Below are 17,102 nucleotides of genomic sequence, written 5' to 3' on the forward strand. Positions count from 1 at the left end.
GTACGCGGCCGGAGCGCTCGGAAGGCAAGGTATGACGTTCAATGTCCCTCCCCGGGCCGGTGGTTCTTCTTGGTCCGGTGTCCCTTCCCGGGCCGGTAGTCCTTCCTGGGGCGGTATCTCTTCCCGAGCCGGTGACCTACCCGGGGCCGGCGTTTCTCCCCGGGCCGGTGTCGCTTCGCCCGGAGCGCGACGCGGGGCCGGGGCGGAACCCGGACCCAGTCCTGGTCCTGGCCCTGGTCCCGCATCCGGGCGCGCGCTCGAACCGGACCCGGGGCGGCGCCCCACACCCGCACCCGCCTCGCGGCTCCCCGCCCCCGCACCCAGACCCGCCTCCCGGCCTCCCGCCCCGCCGCCCGGTCCCGGATTCGCCGGGCTTCCCCCACTCCACGCCGCCCTGATCTCCGTCGCCCTGCCCGGGCTCGTCGTCTCGGCCGAGCACGGCCAGCTCACCGGGCACGGGCTGGAGGGGTTCTACCGGCACGGGCGCCGACTGCTCGCGCGCTGTGAGCTGAAGGTGGCCGGGCGGGAGCCGATCGCCCTTCAGGGCAGATCGATATCGGCCGACCGCGCCCGCTTCTTCGCGGTGGTGCGCACCCCCGCCGACAGCGGCCCCGACCCCGAGATCACCATCGAGCGGCTGCGCCAGGCCGACGGCAGCGAGCGGATCACCCTGCGCAGTTCCTCGCCCCGCCCGCTGCGGCTCCCCGTGGAGATCGCGCTCGGGACGGACCTGGCCGAACTGGGGGCGGTCGCGGCGGGCCGGGCCGGACCCGAACTGCCGGGCAGCGTCCATGGCTCGGGCATGCGCTGGACGGCACCCGGCGCCCACGCGGTGGTGAGCGCCCACCCGTCCCCGGCCGACGCGCTCGCTTCGGCGGGCGTCCTGCGCTGGGACGTGGAGCTGCCCCCGGCCGGCTCGTACACGATCGAGCTGCGCATCCGCACCGACCGCCCCGCCCGGCTGCCCGGCCAGGCCGCGACCCATCCGCTGCCGCGGGCCGAGGCGGAGGGCGACGACCCCCGCGTCGGCCCGCTGCTCCGGAACGGCCTGGACGACCTGCGGGCCCTGCTCGTACGGGACCCGGCGCATCCATTGGACGTATACGTGGCGGCGGGCGTCCCCTGGCGCACCGGCCCCGCCCCGGCCGAGGCGCTGTGGGCCGCGCGGATGGCCCTGCCGCTCTCCACCCGGCTGGCGGCGGCGACCCTGCGCGCCGTCGCCCGTACGCAACTGAAGGGCCGAGAGCGGGAGTTCGGGCTCATCCCGGGCCCGTCGCGGGACGCGGGACCTCATCTGCCGCCGAGCTGCACCGGCGTGGAGGCCACCCTCGCGTTCCCGGTGGTGCTCGCCGAGGCCCGTCGCTGGGGGCTGGCCGAGACCGAGGTGGCCGAGCTGCTGCCGACGGCCGAGCGGTGCCTGCGCTGGCTGCGCGCGTGCGCCGGTGACCACGGGTACCTGGGCGAGCCCGGCCCGGCGGGCGGCCTCGTGCGGGCCGAGACCCAGGCCCACGCCCACCGCGCCGCCGTCCTGGGCGCCGAGCTGCTGCGCGAGTGCCGCAGACCGGGGGCGGAGGAGTGCGCCGCCTGGGCGGCGGGGCTGCGCGAGCGGTTCCGGGAGGAGTTCTGGATCGAGGACCCGGCGGGCGGGCGCCCCGCCGCCGCCCGCACCGCCGACGGCCGCCGGCTGCCACCGCTCGGCGCGGGCGCCGCCCACCTCCTGGACACCGGCCTGCTCGGCGCCGGACGGCTCGCCCCGGGGCTGCTCGACAAGGTGCAGACGGAACAGCTGGCCCGCCTGCTGGGCGCCCCTGCCCTGGACACCGGCTGGGGGCTGCGCGGCCTGGGGGCCAAGGAGCCGGGTTACAACCCGTTCGGCCACCGCGCGGGCGCGGTGCGGGTGTACGACACGGCCGTCGCCGTGGCGGGACTGGCGGTCGCCGGGTACGAGAAGGAGGCGAGCGCACTGCTGCGCGGACTCCTGGACGCGGCCGAGACGTTCGGCTACCGGTTGCCCGAGATGTTCGCGGGGGAGCAGCGCACCGCCGAGAGTGCTCCGCTGCCGCACCCGGCCGCGTGCCGCCCGGCCGCCGTCGCCGCGGCCTCGGCGGTCCATCTGCTCACCGCGCTGACGGGCATCCGCCCGGACGCCCCGGCGGGCACGGTCGCCCTGTGCCCCGTACGGTCGGCGCCGCTCGGCGCGGTGCGGCTGTCCGGGCTGAGCGTGGCGGGGGAGCCGTTCGCCGTGCGGGTCAGCAGGCTCGGTGTCGGCATGGTCGAGCAGGCCGCCGACCGGCTCCAGTTGGGAGGCTGAGGGAATGCCGAGTGAATCCGGGACCGGGCGGGAGGCCGCACCGGTCGCCGCGGCGCGGGCGGGGGGCGCCGACGGCGAGAGGCCCGACGCGGTGAGGAGCCGTGGCCGGACCGGCCCTGTGGGGAGCCGTGTGGCGGACGGGGAAGAAGGTACGACCGGCCGTGCCCGGGGGCGTGTTTATCGTCAGGGAGACGACTATGATCGCCCCATGTCTCCCTACGACCCGTCGGCCTTCCCGCCCTTCGCCGTGACCGTCGACCTGGTCGTGCTCACCGTGCGTCGCCACGCCCTGTGCGCGCTGGTCGTCCGCCGCGGGGAGCCGCCGTTCCAGGGGCGCTGGGCGCTGCCCGGCGGCTTCGTTCGGGGTGACGAGGACCTGTCGGCGGCGGCGGCCCGCGAGCTGACCGAGGAGACCGGTCTCTGCGCCCAGGACCCGGCGGCCACCGCCCCGGCGCCCGGCAACGGTGCCCATCTGGAGCAGCTCGCCACATACGGCGACCCCCGGCGCGACCCCCGGATGCGGGTCGTCAGCGTGGCGCACCTGGCGCTCGCCCCCGATCTGCCCGCCCCCCGCGCGGGCGGCGACGCGCACAGCGCGCGCTGGGCGCCCGTGGAGGACCTGCTGAGCCAGGAGGGCGGTTTCGGCCGTGAGGACGAGCAGCCCGCTCCCCTCGCTTTCGACCACGCCCGGATCCTCGCGGACGGCGTGGAGCGGGCCCGCTCCAAGATCGAGTACTCGTCGCTGGCCACGGCGTTCTGCCCGGCCGAGTTCACCGTGGGGGAGCTGCGGCGGGTGTACGAGGCGGTGTGGGGAGTCGCGCTCGACCCCCGTAACTTCCACCGCAAGGTGACCGGCACCCCGGGCTTCCTGGTCCCGGCCGGCGGCACCACGACCCGTCAGGGCGGCCGTCCCGCCCAGCTCTTCCGCGCGGGCGGCGCGACCCTGCTGAACCCGCCGATGCTCCGCCCGGAGGTCTGACCGACCCGGCGCGGGCTCGACTCGGCGCCGGTCGTCCCCGCCCGGCCCCCGGCCCCCGTCGCACCGGACACGCGCCCGGCGCGGGCACGCGCATGCCCGAGGTTGCATAAAAAGTCCGAAATGTCGCGTTATGTTACTCCGGTACCCGTCCTCCCGCCGTGCCGTCGAGCGGTCTCACCCCCGGGAGAGAAGCGATGCTCCAGGCCATCGGACTCACCAGCACACCCCGCCGCGACCGTCCGCCCGAGGTGGACGACCTGACCTTCGAGGCCCGGCCGGGCCTGATCACCGCCCTGCTCGGCGCCCCCGGCTCCGGCAAGACCATGGCTCTGCGCCTGATGCTGGAGCTCGAACCGGGCCGGGGTATCACCTACTTCCGGGGCCGCCCCCTCCACAGGATCGCCCACCCGGCCCGCGAGGTGGGCACCCTGCTCGGCGACGTGCCGGGCCACCCCGCCCGTACCGTCCGGGGGCAGCTGCGTCTGATGTGCGCGGTCGCCGGGGTCCCGGCCGCCCGCGCCGAGGAGATGCTCCACGTCGTCGGCCTCGACGGCCTGGGGGACCAGCGGCTCGCCACCCTCTCGCTCGGCATGGACCGCAGGCTCGGCCTGGCCGCCGCCCTCCTCGGCGACCCGCACACCCTGGTCCTCGACGAGCCCGCCGAGGGCCTCTCGCCACGCGAGAACAGCTGGCTGTACGGGCTGTTGCGCGGCCACGCCCAGCAGGGCGGCACCGTGCTGTGCACCTTCGCCGACCCCAAGGAGGCGGCCCGGGTGGCTGACCGGGTCGTGACCGTCGACGGGGGCCGCCTCGTCGCCGACCAGGAGGTGACGGACTTCTCCCGCACCCGGCTGCGCCCCCGGGTGGCCGTCGCCACCCCGCACGCCGCCCGTCTGGGGTCCCTGGTCAGCCGCGAGGCCCGGGCCGCGCGCCGCTCGGTCGAGGTGGTCGCGGAGGACGGCAGCCACCTCTCCGTCTACGGCGCGAGCTGCGCCGAGGTCGGTGAAACGGCGTTCCGCCACGGCGTGCTCGTCCACCGCCTCACCGACGAGGTCGCCGATACCGGCCCGGCGGAGCCGGCCCCCCGCCCGGCCCCGGCCACCGCCCCGGACGATCTCTCCGCGGCCCCGGTCGGCGCCTCCGTCCCCCACCCGCGCCCCCCGATCACTCCCGCCCTGCCCCGCACCCCACTCCGCCCCCTGCGCTACGAACTCCGGCGCCTCCTCGGCGTCCGTACGGCATACCTGCTCATCGGCGCCGCGCTCCTCGGCTCCGTCGCGCTCGCCGCCGTACTCGGGCGCTCCGGGCACACCCCGCTGCCCCACCTGGTGGCCGCCTGGCCCGGGTTGCTGCCGCTGCCGCCCGCGGCGCTGGCCGCCGGGATCCTCGGGGCGCTCGCCTTCGGCGAGGAGTACCGCTACCCCGCGCTCGCCGCCGACCGCGGCACCGTCCCGCGCCGGCTCGGACTCCTCCTCGCCAAACTCGGCGTCTCGGCCGGGGCCGCCCTGCTGCTGGCCGCGCTCACCGTCGCCCTGGACGCACAGGCCCTGCGCCTGGTCTACGGCCGTGACGTGGTGCGGGTTCCCCCCGACTGGCCCTCGCTGGTGGCGAGTTGGGCCGGACTGACCGTCGGCTGCGCCTGGGCCGGGCTGCTCGCGGCCGGCATCTTCCGTGCCACCGCCGCCGGGCTCGCCGCCGTCCTGGCGGTACCGGTCGCCGTCGTACCGCTCGTACAGAAGGCGCTGTCGGCCCCGCAGGCGCGTTCGGTCGCCGGACTCCCGGCCCGGCTGCGGGACGTGGCCTGGCTGCGCTGGCCGCGTCTGCTGGACGACGCGCTGGCCTCGGCGCTGCACCTGCTCGCCCGGCCGCAGGGCGCCGCCCTCGCGCTGTCGCTCACCGTGCTGCTCTGCGCCTACGTGGTCACCGGCCTTCGCGGGAGGGCCCGTTGGTGATCCCCTTCCGGCCCCGGTGTGTACGGAGCGTCACAACTCCCCAGACAATGCCCGCTTCTTTCCGATAAAGCGTCAATTGCGTGGGGTGCGGAGATCACCCTTTCGTGTGCTTTTCACCAAAGACCTCAAGGGCCGTGGAAGACCCGCCGACAAAGGATGCGTGAGTACCCTTGCGCACACCATGATGACCACCGCCCGCGCCGCCGACTCCGGCCTCGCAGGACCGGGCGAACTCGACCGCTACCCCTACGCGGAGGCGCGCGGCGCCGACCGCGTCTCCCTCCCCGCCTGGGACGGAGCCGAGGCAGACCTCGGCCGGGTGAGCCGCCGCGCGGCGGGCAGCCGCGGGAGAGGACTGCACGGCCAACTCGTCCAGCAGCTCGGCCAGATGATCGTCTCCGGCGATCTCGGCGCCGACCGCCCGCTGGTCCCCGAGGAGATCGGCCAGCGCTTCGAGGTCTCCCGGACCGTCGTCCGCGAGTCGCTGCGCGTACTGGAGGCCAAGGGCCTGGTCAGCGCGCGCCCCAACGTCGGCACCCGGGTCCGCCCGGTCAGCGACTGGAACCTGCTGGATCCCGACATCATCGAGTGGCGGGCCTTCGGGCCGCAGCGCGACGACCAGCGGCGCGAGCTCAGCGAGCTGCGCTGGACGATCGAGCCGCTGGCCGCCCGGCTCGCGGCGGGGCACGGCCGCGAGGACCTCCAGCAGCGCCTCGGCGACATGGTCGAGATCATGGGTCACTCCCTCACCCAGGGCGATGTGATCACCTTCGCGCGGGCCGACGCGGAGTTCCACTCCCTGCTGATCCAGGCCGCGGGCAACCGGATGCTGGAGCACCTCTCCGGCATCGTCGGCGCCGCCCTCCAGGTCTCCGGCGGACCGGTCACCGGCTGTGACCGCCACTCGGAGGCCGCCCTCACCCACCACGGGCGGATCGTGGACGCTCTGGCCGCCGCCGACGGGTCGGCGGCCGAGACGGCGATGCGCCAGCTGCTCACCGTCCACCCCGAGGTCGAGCGCGTCGTTCCCGCGCCGCGCGAGCACTGAGGGCGGAGCGCTGCCGGGCGAGACCTCGCCGCCCCGTCCGGAGGAAGCACGCGTCGCCGGACCTCGGGGGTCCGGCGACGCGATGGTGGGACCGCTACGGTCGGACCGTGATTATGGATACTTTGTCCCCACTGGCCGTTTATGTCGGACATGGGGTGTGACTCGGGCCACGTAGATTGGGCGTAACACTCCTCGGAACCGTGCGATGACCTAAGAGGTAACAGCCGAGGAAGGAATACAGCCGCCGTTCGCGGCGCTGTGCAGCTCCGAGGTTCAGCCCGCGTCGTCGGCACAATCCCCAGCCGGCGGTCGTCGGCTCCGGCCCGATCATGGGCGGGGCCGGAAGCCGTTTTCCATCGTTCCGAGAGGTTGTTCGTGTCGGCCAGCACATCCCGTACGCTCCCGCCGGAGATCGCCGAGTCAGAGTCTGTGATGGCGCTCATCGAGCGGGGAAAGGCTGATGGGCAGATCGCCGGCGATGACGTGCGTCGGGCCTTCGAAGCCGACCAGATTCCGCCAACCCAGTGGAAGAATGTTCTGCGCAGCCTCAACCAGATCCTCGAGGAAGAGGGTGTGACGCTGATGGTCAGTGCCGCGGAATCTCCCAAGCGCACCCGGAAGAGCGTCGCAGCGAAGAGCCCGGCGAAGCGCACCGCCACCAAGACGGTCGCGGCCAAGACGACCGTGACCAAGACGGTCGCGGCCACCGCGGCCCCGGCCGCCGAGACCGTGGACGCGTCGGCGGACGACGTCGAGGCGCCCAAGAAGGCCGCCGCCAAGAAGACGGCCGTGAAGAAGACCGTCGCCAAGAAGGCCGTCGCCAAGAAGACGGCGGCGAAGAAGACCGCCGGCAAGAAGGGCGACGAAGAGGTCATCGAGGGCGAGGAGCTGCTCGAGGACGTCGCGCCCGGCAAGGGTGACGAAGAGGAGGCCGAGGGCGAGAACAAGGGCTTCGTCCTCTCCGACGACGACGAGGACGACGCTCCCGCCCAGCAGGTCGCCGTCGCCGGCGCCACCGCCGACCCGGTCAAGGACTACCTGAAGCAGATCGGCAAGGTCCCGCTGCTCAACGCCGAGCAGGAGGTCGAGCTCGCCAAGCGCATCGAGGCCGGCCTGTTCGCCGAGGACAAGCTGTCGGCCGCCGACAAGCTCGCCCCCAAGCTCAAGCGCGAGCTGGAGATCATCGCCGAGGACGGCCGCCGCGCCAAGAACCACCTGCTGGAGGCCAACCTCCGTCTCGTGGTCTCGCTGGCCAAGCGCTACACGGGCCGCGGCATGCTCTTCCTGGACCTCATCCAGGAGGGCAACCTCGGTCTGATCCGCGCGGTCGAGAAGTTCGACTACACCAAGGGCTACAAGTTCTCCACGTACGCCACCTGGTGGATCCGTCAGGCGATCACCCGCGCGATGGCCGACCAGGCCCGCACCATCCGTATCCCGGTGCACATGGTCGAGGTCATCAACAAGCTCGCGCGCGTGCAGCGCCAGATGCTCCAGGACCTGGGCCGTGAGCCCACCCCGGAGGAGCTGGCCAAGGAGCTCGACATGACCCCGGAGAAGGTCATCGAGGTCCAGAAGTACGGCCGTGAGCCGATCTCGCTGCACACCCCCCTGGGTGAGGACGGCGACAGCGAGTTCGGTGACCTCATCGAGGACTCCGAGGCCGTCGTCCCGGCCGACGCGGTCAGCTTCACGCTTCTGCAGGAGCAGCTGCACTCGGTCCTCGACACCCTCTCGGAGCGCGAGGCGGGCGTGGTCTCCATGCGCTTCGGCCTCACCGACGGTCAGCCGAAGACCCTGGACGAGATCGGCAAGGTCTACGGAGTGACGCGTGAGCGCATCCGCCAGATCGAGTCCAAGACCATGTCGAAGCTGCGCCACCCGTCGCGTTCGCAGGTGCTGCGCGACTACCTCGACTAGGTCGCGTTCGTACGCTCGTCGTACGAGTCGGATATGACCGAGGGCCCGGTTTCCGTAAGGTAACCGGGCCCTCGCGCGTGTCTGAGCGGGTGCGAGGCGTCAATGCCTCGTTGACTCTGGGTGTGCCCGTGTCACCCGGAGTCAGGAGACCGTATGCGACGCCCCACCGTCCGAGCGCTGCGCGGGGCGCTGGCCCTCACGGCGGCGGCCACCGCCGTACCGCTGGCCGCGCCGGTACCGGCCGCCGCCGACAGTGTGGTCATCGGGGGCACGCCCGCCTCCGTCAAGGACAGTCCCTACGCCGTCGCGCTCTCCAGCCGTACCCGGTTCGGCTCAACGCGCGCGGGCCAGTTCTGCGGGGGAGCGGTGGTCGCGCCGACGAAGGTGGTCACCGCCGCGCACTGCCTCAGCAGGGAGGTGCTCGGCGCCAACGGGATGGCGGACCTGAAGGTCATCGCGGGCCGCTCCGAGCTGCGCGGCACCACCGGCCAGGAGGTCGCGGTACGGGACACCTGGGTCAACCCGGGCTACGACCCGGTCAGCAACGCGGGTGACATCGCGATGCTGACCCTGGCGACCGCGCTGCCCGAGTCGTACGTCATCGGCCTCGCGGGGCCGGGCGATCCCGCGTACGCCCCGGACACCCCGGCCGCGGTCTACGGCTGGGGCGACACCACGGGGCGCGGCACCTACGCCCTGTCGCTGCGCTCCACGCGGGTGCGGGTGCTGGCGGACCAGGCCTGTGAGCGCGCCTACCCGCACAACGCCGAGGGCGCGTACACGAAGGCCACCATGCTGTGCGCGGGCGACCCCGCGGGCGGCCACGACGCCTGCCAGGGCGACAGCGGGGGCCCCCTGGTGGCCATGGGGCGGCTGATCGGCCTGGTGTCCTGGGGAAGCGGCTGCGGGGAGGCGGAGAACCCGGGGGTCTACACCCGGATCTCCGCGTTCGTCGGCCCGTCACGGAACGCGGCGCCCCTGTAGCGGCGTGCGAGCACGAGAACGGGCGGTCGCCCCACGCGGGGGCGACCGCCCGTCGCCGGTCCTGGACCGGCCCTGGCTCGTCGTCAGTGCGAGGTTCAGCGATCCTCTTCGCCTGCGGATTCGGGCACCGCGGTGAGGCGGTCCGTCTCGTCCTGTATCTCAGCGGCGATCTTCTTCAGTTCCGGCTCGAACTTACGTCCGTGGTGAGCGCAGAAGAGCAGTTCGCCGCCGCTGGTCAGAAGGACACGCAGGTATGCCTGTGCGCCGCAGCGGTCGCAACGGTCAGCGGCCGTCAGGGGGCTCGCGGGGGTCAGAACAGTAGTCACGTCGCCTCTTCTCTAGCTCGACGAGCTGTCGTACCAGGGTCAACATCCAACCAGGCCGAAAACGTTCCCGCTCGTGCCTTTTCCTTGAAAGTTCTTGGTCAAGGTGGCTGTCTGCTGCCGGTTGGCGGCGAATGAGCCGTATTGCGGTGCTTTACGGTTTCGCGTTGCTTGTCTCGGTTGGTCCTCCCGGCGGGGTTGCCGGTTGTTCATGAGGACGTGCCCGGAGCCTAAATGGTTCATGCCTGGATGGGAACGTGACATCTGTATCACCCCCACGAGGGATCGAACATGCATACGACGCTGGACTAGCATGAGTATTGCCGAGGGTGGCGTGACAACGGCTCTACCAGGCCTCGGTACCCTCTGACCGGCGACCGACGCCGGCCCCCTACCCACCAGGGGGCGAATTGAAATTCAGCGAGGAGCGAACTGCGTGACCGCCGAGACGTCCGTTCCGTCCACTGCGCTGCTCTCCGGCGCCGACCGGGACGGCTCCAACTACACCGCGCGGCACCTGCTCGTCCTTGAAGGCCTCGAAGCGGTCCGCAAGCGCCCGGGCATGTACATCGGCTCGACCGACAGCCGCGGCCTGATGCACTGCCTCTGGGAGATCATCGACAACTCCGTCGACGAGGCCCTGGGCGGGTACTGCGACTTCATCGAGGTGATCCTGCACGACGACGGCTCGGTCGAGGTGCGGGACAACGGCCGGGGCATCCCGGTCGACATCGAGCCCAAGACCGGTCTGTCGGGCGTCGAGGTCGTCATGACCAAGCTGCACGCCGGCGGCAAGTTCGGCGGCGGCTCCTACGCCGCCTCCGGCGGTCTGCACGGCGTGGGCGCGTCCGTGGTGAACGCGCTCTCGGCCCGCCTCGACGTCGAGGTCGACCGCAACAGCGCGACGCACTCGATCAGCTTCCGGCGCGGTACGCCCGGTATGTTCACCGAGCAGGGCCCCGACGCCCCCTTCGACCCGTCCAGCGGGCTGCTCAAGGGCAAGCGCGTGCCCAAGACCCGCACCGGCACCCGTATCCGCTACTGGGCGGACCGCCAGATCTTCCTGAAGGACGCCAAGCTCTCCCTGGAGACGCTGCACCAGCGGGCGCGGCAGACCGCCTTCCTGGTCCCCGGCCTGACCATCGTCGTCCGCGACGAGCGAGGCATCGACGGCGAGGGCAAGAAGGAAGAGACGTTCCGCTTCGACGGCGGGATCAGCGAGTTCTGCGAGTACCTGGCCCAGGACAAGGGCGTCTGCGACGTGCTGCGGCTCACCGGCCAGGGCAGCTTCAAGGAGACGGTCCCGGTTCTGGACGAGCGCGGCCACATGACCCCCACCGAGGTCACCCGTGAGCTGGGCGTGGACATCGCGCTGCGCTGGGGCACCGGATACGACACGAACCTGAAGTCGTTCGTGAACATCATCGCCACCCCCAAGGGCGGCACCCACGTGGCCGGCTTCGAGCGCTCGGTCACCAAGACCGTCAACGAGGTGCTGCGCTCGGCGAAGCTGCTGCGCGTCGCCGAGGACGACGTGGTCAAGGACGACGCCCTGGAGGGCCTCACGGCGGTGGTCACCGTCCGGCTCGCCGAGCCGCAGTTCGAGGGCCAGACCAAGGAGGTGCTCGGCACCTCGGCGGCCAACCGGATCGTCGCCAACGTGGTCGCCAAGGAGCTGAAGGCGTTCCTGACCTCCACCAAGCGCGACGCCAAGGCCCAGGCCCGAGCGGTGCTCGACAAGATCGTCGCGGCGGCCCGGACCCGGATCGCGGCCCGTCAGCACAAGGAGGCGCAGCGGCGGAAGACGGCCCTGGAGTCCTCCTCGCTGCCGGCCAAGCTGGCCGACTGCCGCAGCGACGACGTGGAGCGCAGCGAGCTCTTCATCGTCGAGGGGGACTCCGCGCTCGGCACCGCCAAGCTCGCCCGGAACTCGGAGTTCCAGGCGCTGCTGCCGATCCGGGGCAAGATCCTCAACGTGCAGAAGGCGTCCGTCTCGGACATGCTCAAGAACGCCGAGTGCGGTGCGATCATCCAGGTCATAGGGGCGGGCTCGGGCCGTACCTTCGACATCGACGCGGCGCGGTACGGCAAGATCGTGCTGCTCGTCGACGCCGATGTCGACGGCGCCCACATCCGCATCCTGCTGCTGACCCTCTTCCAGCGCTATATGCGCCCGATGGTCGAAGCGGGCCGGGTCTTCGCCGCCGTCCCGCCGCTGCACCGCATCGAGCTGGTCCAGCCCAAGAAGGGCCAGGACAAGTACGTGTACACGTACTCGGACAACGAGCTGCGCCAGACCCTGCTGGAGTTCCAGCGCAAGAACGTCCGGTACAAGGACTCCATCCAGCGCTACAAGGGCCTCGGCGAGATGGACGCCGACCAGCTGGCGGAGACCACGATGGACCCGCGCTTCCGCACCCTGCGCCGGATCAACATCGGCGACCTGGAGGCCTCCGAGCAGGTCTTCGACCTGCTGATGGGCAACGAGGTGGCGCCCCGCAAGGAGTTCATCACCAGCTCGGCGGCGACACTGGACCGGTCGCGCATCGACGCGTAGCCGCGAGCACGGCGAGGCCACGGCTCGGGCCGGGGCCGGGGCCGGTCCGGGGCCGGGGGAGTGCCAGGACCACGGCGAGGGCCGGGGTCCGCGTCGCGGTCGCGGCGCGGGGCCCGGCCCTGCCGCTGTCCGGCCGTGACCGCAGCCGCGGCGGACTGTCCGGGTGGGGGCTCCACCCGTGGGTGGAGCCGAGGGATCCACCCACGACCCACCCCTGATCCGATGCGTCCGACCAGGCCGTTTCCGTAGCTTCGAGGGCAGAGGGAAATTCTGCCGATCGTGGTTCCGGAGGCCCAGATGTCCTCGCTCGTGAATGTGCTCGTGGCGGTGGCCGTCGTCGCGCTGATCGTCTCGCGCCAGGTGCGGCCCCAGCGGCTGGCCGACGCCAAGCGCTGGTGGGTCGTGCCGGTGGTCCTGGTCTGGCTGGGGATACGGCAGAAGGGTCTGGTCGACCCGGACCACCACCTGGTCTCGGTCGTGCTGCTCGGCCTCGAGATCGCGACCGGGCTCCTCATGGGCGCGGCCTGGGCCTGGACCAGCAAGGTGTGGTCCGAGCCGGACGGCTCGGTGTGGACCAAGGGCACCAGGGCGACCGCGGCCGTCTGGGTCCTGGGCATCGCCGTCCGGGTGGGGCTCGCCGTCATCGCCGCCCTGGCCGGGATACGGATGGGCACGGGCGCCCTGCTGCTGGGCCTGGCCGTCTCGCTCCTGGTCCGCGGCGGCGTCCTGGCACGGCGCGCCCGGTCCCTGCCCGCGTCGTACGGTGTTGCCGCCGACCCGGCCCGGCCGCTGTGGAAGGACCGCGTGTGACCACCGACGTCTGGTTCAGCTGGCCCTCGCGGGAGGCGCTCTCCCACGAGGGGCTCAGCCGCGCGCGGATCGGCATCATGTGGAGCGTGCGCGGGCTGCTGCTCGGCGGGATGCTGTGGACCGCGATCAGCGAGAAGGGCCCGCGGAACTGGTCGTGGGCCGTGGGCGTCGCCATGGTGGCGGTGATGGTCGTGCTGGCCCGGGCGTTCTGGCGGCAGACCCTCGCCCACCGGCTGTGGCCGTCGCTGGGGCTGCTCGCGCTCCTGATGGCGTCGGCGGTGGGCGCGCAGCAGACGGACTGGCGCATCTTCGCGGCCATCGGGTGGTGCGGCTGCGCGGTCTCCGCCCTGGAGCGGCTCCCGCTGGGCGCCGCCATCCCCTCCACCCTGGTGGCCCTCGGGGCGTATGCCGCGGCGAACACCGACGACTGGCCGACCACCGCCCTGACCACGGCGGGCCTGGGTCTCGCCGGATACGTGCTGCGGCTGGACGCCGAGGCGCGGGGCAGCGCGCAGCGGCTCCTGGCCCAGGAGCGGGCCGCCCGGGCCGCCGAGGCGGAGTCGGCCGCGCTCGCCGAGCGGGCCAGGATCGCCCGCGAGATCCACGATGTGCTGGCGCACAGCCTCTCCGCGCAGCTGGTGCATCTGGAGGCGGCCCGGCTGATGATCGAGCGCGAGCCCGCCGGCGACTTCCGGGACCGGATCCTGGAGCGGGTGGTCGCCGCCCGGTCGATGGCGCGGGAGGGCCTCGCCGAGACCCGGCAGGCGCTCTCCGCGCTGCGCGGCGAGATCACCCCGGTCGAGGACTTTCTGCACACGCTGGTCGAGGGCGGCGGCCCCGGCGGTCCGGCGGGGGTCGAAGTGGCGGGGGAGCGGCGGCCGTTGACGGCCGAGGCGTCACAGACGGTGCGACGCGTGGCGCAGGAGGCCCTGACGAACGTACGCAAGCACGCCCCGGGCGCCGCCGTGGCCGTCCGGCTGGAGTATCTGCCGGACGAAGTGGCCCTGGAGGTACGTGACTCGGGCGGCGGGGAGGTCGCCGATGATCTGGGACGGAGCGGTTCCGGATACGGTCTGCTGGGGATGAGGGAGCGCGCCGAACTGCTCGGCGGGACTCTGGAGGCGGGACCGGAGGAGGAGGGCTTTGTGGTGCGGCTGAGGGTGCCGGCATGACCGGCGAAGGGGGCGGTGTGACGACAGGAGGCCCCGCGGACGGTGCCAAGGACGCGGCGCGCGCGATCCGTGTGGTGGTGGCGGACGACCAGTCGGTGGTGCGCGAGGGGATCGTGATGCTCCTCGGGCTGCTGCCGGGTGTCGAGGTGGTGGGCGCGGCCAGGGACGGCGAGGAGGCGGTCGCGTTGGTCGCCGAAGTGGCCCCGGACGTGGTCCTGATGGATCTGCGGATGCCGCGCTGCGACGGGGCCGAGGCCACCCGCCGTATCCGCGCTGAATATCCGGGGACCCAGGTGGTGATCCTGACGACGTACGCCGACGACGACTCGCTCTTCCCGGCGCTGCGGGCCGGGGCGCGCGGATATCTGACCAAGGACGCGGGCGGCGACGAGATCGTCAGGGCCATACAGGACGTGCTGGCCGGACAGGCCGGCCTGGCGCCCTCGGTGCAGCGCCGGCTGCTCGAACGGATGACGGCGCCCGAGCCCGCGGCCGGTCCGGCGGTGCTGCCCGACGGGCTCACCGGGCGTGAGGGCGAGGTGCTCGGCCTGGTCGCGGAGGGCCTGTCCAACCCCGAGATCTCCCGCGCGCTGCACATCTCCACGGCGACGGTGAAGACGCACATCAACAACATCTTCGCCAAGACGGGAGCCAGGGACCGGGCGCAGGCCGTGCGGTATGCCTATCAGCACGGCCTCACTCGTCCACCGGGTCCGGCCATCACCTGATGGGGTGAAGCGGGGACGTTGAAGAGTGCGGGGGCGTCCCCACTGCCCATCCTTGGGCACGCGGCCGAACAGAGCCGTGGACTAAGGAGTGTTGTTCGGTGGAGAAGCAGGAAGGGCACGACCCGGCGGCGGCACGGATCGACGACCCCTGGTACGACGCGCTCGCGTCCGGCTGGGGCGAACTGGACGGCACAGTCCCCGCGTTCGCCCCACCGACGCAGCGGGCGGCCGAGCCCGCCCCGGGGCACAGCGCGGCGGACGTCTACCTGGAGGTGCAGCGCAGCGCAGCCTTCCAGGAGGTGCGCGCCCGCTACCGCGGGTTCGTTGTCCCGGCGGCGTTGGCGTTCCTCGCCTGGTACATCGCGTATGTCGTCGCCGCGACCACCGCACCGGAGTTGATGGCACATCAGGTGGTCGGGGCGGTCAATGTCGCCATGGTCGCGGGGCTCGGCCAGTTCCTCTCCACCTTCCTGCTGACGTGGGCGTACGCCCGTCATGCGCGACTGCGCCGGGACAGGGCCGCGCTCGAACTGCGCTGGGAAACCCAGGAGATGACACGGGGGGTGGCCAGGTGAGTGTCGGCAGGGACCATCAGGGGCTGGCGCTGCTGCTGTTCAGCGCGTTCGTGGCGGCCACGCTGGCGATCACCACCTGGGTGAGCCGTGACCGGCACGGCTCACCGGAGGAGTTCTACGCGGGCGGGCGGCTCTTCTCCCCCATGGAGAACGGTTTCGCCATCGCGGGCGACTACATGTCGGCCGCCTCGTTCCTGGGCATCTCCGGTCTCATCGCGCTCTTCGGATACGACGGGGTGCTCTACTCCGTGGGTTTCCTGGTGGCCTGGCTGGTGGTGCTGCTGCTGGTGGCGGAGCTGGTGCGCAACTGCGGGCGGTTCACCCTCGCCGATGTGATCGCCGCCCGGATGAGCGAACGCCCCGTCCGCATCGCGGTGGGAACTTCCTCGGTCACCGTGTCCGTTCTCTATCTGGTGGCGCAGATGGTCGGTGCGGGCAGTCTGGTGGCGCTGCTGCTCGGCGGCTCCAGCGGCGCGGCCCGCGCGTGGACCGTCATCGGCGTGGGCGCGCTGATGGTGATCTATGTGTCGCTCGGCGGGATGCGGGCGACGACCTGGATCCAGATCGTGAAGGCCGTCCTCCTGATGGCCGGCACGGTCACGCTCACGGTCCTGGTGCTGACGCGCTTCCACGGCAACATCAACTTGCTGCTCAACACGGCGGCCGAGCGGAGCGGGCACGGAAAGGAGTTCCTCGCCCCGGGGCTCAGATACGGCGGGGGGTGGACCGCCCGGCTCGACTTCATCAGCCTGGGCCTGGCCCTGGTGCTCGGTACGGCGGGGCTGCCGCACATCCTCTCCCGCTTCTACACGGTGCCGACGGCCCGGGCCGCGCGCCGCTCGGCCGTCTGGGCGATCGGTCTGATCGGCGGCTTCTATCTGATGACGATCGTGCTGGGCTTCGGTGCGGCGGCCGTGGTCGGCTCCGCCGAGGTGAGGTCCGCGAACGCCGCGGGGAACACGGCCGTACCGCTGCTGGCGCTCAATCTGGGCGGTGGTGCGGGCTCCACAGGCGGAACGGTTCTGTTCGCGATCGTCGCCGCGGTCGCCTTCGCCACCATTCTGGCGGTCGTCGCCGGGATCACGCTGGCGTCGTCCGCCTCGGTCGCCCATGACCTGTACGCCTCGCTGCGGCGGCGCCACGCCAAGCAGCACAGCGAGGTGACGGTGGCCCGGATCGCCGCCGTCGGGATCGGGGCGGTCGCCATCGGCCTGGGGCTGCTGGCCCGGGACCTCAACGTGGCGTTCCTGGTCGGGCTGGCTTTCGCGGTCGCCGCCTCGGCCAATCTGCCCGTGCTGCTCTACTCGCTGTTCTGGCGGAACTTCACCACTCGGGGCGCGGTCTGGTCGGTCTACGGCGGGCTGGTCCCGGCGCTGGTCCTGGTGGTGCTCTCGCCGGTGGTCTCGGGCGACCCGCACGCGCTGTTCCCCGGGGTGGACTTCCAGTTCTTCCCGCTGGAGAACCCGGGCCTGGTCTCCATCCCTCTCGGCTTCCTCGCCGGCTGGATGGGCACGGTCACCTCACCCGAGCCGCCGGACGCGGCACGCCACGCGGAGACGGAGGTGCGGTCGCTGACGGGGGCGGGGGCGGTGTAGCGGGCGGGTGGGGCCCTTGGTGGGCCTGGCGGCCTGGCGGCCTGGCGGTCCTGGCCGGCACTGGTTGCCCTGGCGGTCCTCACGGCCCCCACGGTCCTGGCGGCCCTCCGACGACGACCCTGGCGGCCCCCCTGGCGGCTCTGGCCGG

13 protein-coding genes are annotated in these 17,102 nt (G+C 72.6%); 12 read left to right on the top strand and 1 reads right to left on the bottom strand.

The features are described 5' to 3' along the window. Positions 1-394 precede the first annotated feature (394 nt). The 6 genes from ACZ5ID_RS00645 (at position 395) to ACZ5ID_RS00670 (ending at position 9,194) form a co-directional block, all read left to right on the top strand. Entirely contained in the window at positions 395-2,311 is a 1,917-nt protein-coding gene (locus tag ACZ5ID_RS00645; protein ID WP_468893126.1) for a glycogen debranching N-terminal domain-containing protein, read from the top strand. Positions 2,312-2,519: 208 nt separating this feature from the next. Continuing rightward, positions 2,520-3,290: an NUDIX hydrolase gene (locus ACZ5ID_RS00650; protein ID WP_406556543.1), complete on the top strand. Its 771-nt coding sequence runs from the start codon at positions 2,520-2,522 to the stop codon at positions 3,288-3,290. A gap of 194 nt (positions 3,291-3,484) precedes the next feature. After that, positions 3,485-5,242 carry an ATP-binding cassette domain-containing protein gene (locus tag ACZ5ID_RS00655; protein ID WP_468892107.1) on the top strand — a complete coding sequence of 586 codons (1,758 nt, stop codon included), beginning with the start codon at positions 3,485-3,487 and terminating at the stop codon, positions 5,240-5,242. 160 nt (positions 5,243-5,402) lie between these two features. Next, positions 5,403-6,290, top strand: a complete 888-nt coding sequence (locus ACZ5ID_RS00660) for a FadR/GntR family transcriptional regulator (protein WP_468892109.1) — start codon at positions 5,403-5,405, stop codon at positions 6,288-6,290. 375 nt (positions 6,291-6,665) lie between these two features. Next, positions 6,666-8,210 carry an RNA polymerase sigma factor gene (locus ACZ5ID_RS00665; RefSeq protein ID WP_468892110.1) on the top strand — a complete coding sequence of 515 codons (1,545 nt, stop codon included), beginning with the start codon at positions 6,666-6,668 and terminating at the stop codon, positions 8,208-8,210. A gap of 153 nt (positions 8,211-8,363) precedes the next feature. Beyond that, positions 8,364-9,194 carry a serine protease gene (locus ACZ5ID_RS00670; protein ID WP_468892112.1) on the top strand — a complete coding sequence of 277 codons (831 nt, stop codon included), beginning with the start codon at positions 8,364-8,366 and terminating at the stop codon, positions 9,192-9,194. 95 nt (positions 9,195-9,289) lie between these two features. On the opposite strand, the gene ACZ5ID_RS00675 is transcribed toward ACZ5ID_RS00670, so the two are convergent. Continuing rightward, a complete protein-coding gene (locus tag ACZ5ID_RS00675; protein ID WP_067165114.1) occupies positions 9,290-9,520 on the bottom strand; it encodes a DUF7455 domain-containing protein in 231 nt (76 codons plus the stop codon). 433 nt (positions 9,521-9,953) lie between these two features. Here ACZ5ID_RS00675 and ACZ5ID_RS00680 point away from each other — a divergent pair, with 433 nt between their 5' ends. The 6 genes from ACZ5ID_RS00680 to ACZ5ID_RS00705 all read left to right on the top strand — a co-directional run bounded on the left by ACZ5ID_RS00680 (position 9,954) and on the right by ACZ5ID_RS00705 (position 16,954). After that, on the top strand, positions 9,954-12,074 hold the full coding sequence (locus ACZ5ID_RS00680) for a DNA gyrase/topoisomerase IV subunit B (RefSeq protein ID WP_468892113.1): 2,121 nt from the start codon (positions 9,954-9,956) through the stop codon (positions 12,072-12,074). A 297-nt stretch (positions 12,075-12,371) separates the two neighbouring features. Next, entirely contained in the window at positions 12,372-12,884 is a 513-nt protein-coding gene (locus ACZ5ID_RS00685) for a DUF1453 domain-containing protein (RefSeq protein WP_468892115.1), read from the top strand. After that, positions 12,881-14,056: a sensor histidine kinase gene (locus ACZ5ID_RS00690; protein WP_468892117.1), complete on the top strand. Its 1,176-nt coding sequence runs from the start codon at positions 12,881-12,883 to the stop codon at positions 14,054-14,056. Before ACZ5ID_RS00685 ends, ACZ5ID_RS00690 begins: the two co-directional genes overlap by 4 nt. Further along, on the top strand, positions 14,053-14,784 hold the full coding sequence (locus ACZ5ID_RS00695) for a response regulator transcription factor (protein ID WP_468892119.1): 732 nt from the start codon (positions 14,053-14,055) through the stop codon (positions 14,782-14,784). The genes ACZ5ID_RS00690 and ACZ5ID_RS00695 overlap by 4 nt, the downstream gene beginning before the upstream one ends. A 98-nt stretch (positions 14,785-14,882) precedes the next feature. After that, positions 14,883-15,359, top strand: a complete 477-nt coding sequence (locus ACZ5ID_RS00700) for a DUF485 domain-containing protein (RefSeq protein WP_468892121.1) — start codon at positions 14,883-14,885, stop codon at positions 15,357-15,359. After that, positions 15,356-16,954, top strand: coding sequence for a solute symporter family protein (locus tag ACZ5ID_RS00705; RefSeq protein WP_468892122.1), 1,599 nt, complete (start codon positions 15,356-15,358; stop codon positions 16,952-16,954). Before ACZ5ID_RS00700 ends, ACZ5ID_RS00705 begins: the two co-directional genes overlap by 4 nt. The last annotated feature ends 148 nt before the right edge of the window (positions 16,955-17,102 follow it).

It is taken from the genome of Streptomyces sp. NPDC031670, from assembly GCF_055580545.1.

Excerpts from the sequence above, each read along its gene's own strand:
- ACZ5ID_RS00650 (WP_406556543.1), top strand. The coding sequence starts at position 2,520 with ATGTCTCCCTACGACCCGTCGGCCTTCCCGCCCTTCGCCGTGACCGTC.
- ACZ5ID_RS00655 (WP_468892107.1), top strand. The coding sequence starts at position 3,485 with ATGCTCCAGGCCATCGGACTCACCAGCACACCCCGCCGCGACCGTCCG.
- ACZ5ID_RS00670 (WP_468892112.1), top strand. The coding sequence starts at position 8,364 with ATGCGACGCCCCACCGTCCGAGCGCTGCGCGGGGCGCTGGCCCTCACG.
- ACZ5ID_RS00685 (WP_468892115.1), top strand. The coding sequence starts at position 12,372 with ATGTCCTCGCTCGTGAATGTGCTCGTGGCGGTGGCCGTCGTCGCGCTG.
- ACZ5ID_RS00695 (WP_468892119.1), top strand. The coding sequence starts at position 14,053 with ATGACCGGCGAAGGGGGCGGTGTGACGACAGGAGGCCCCGCGGACGGT.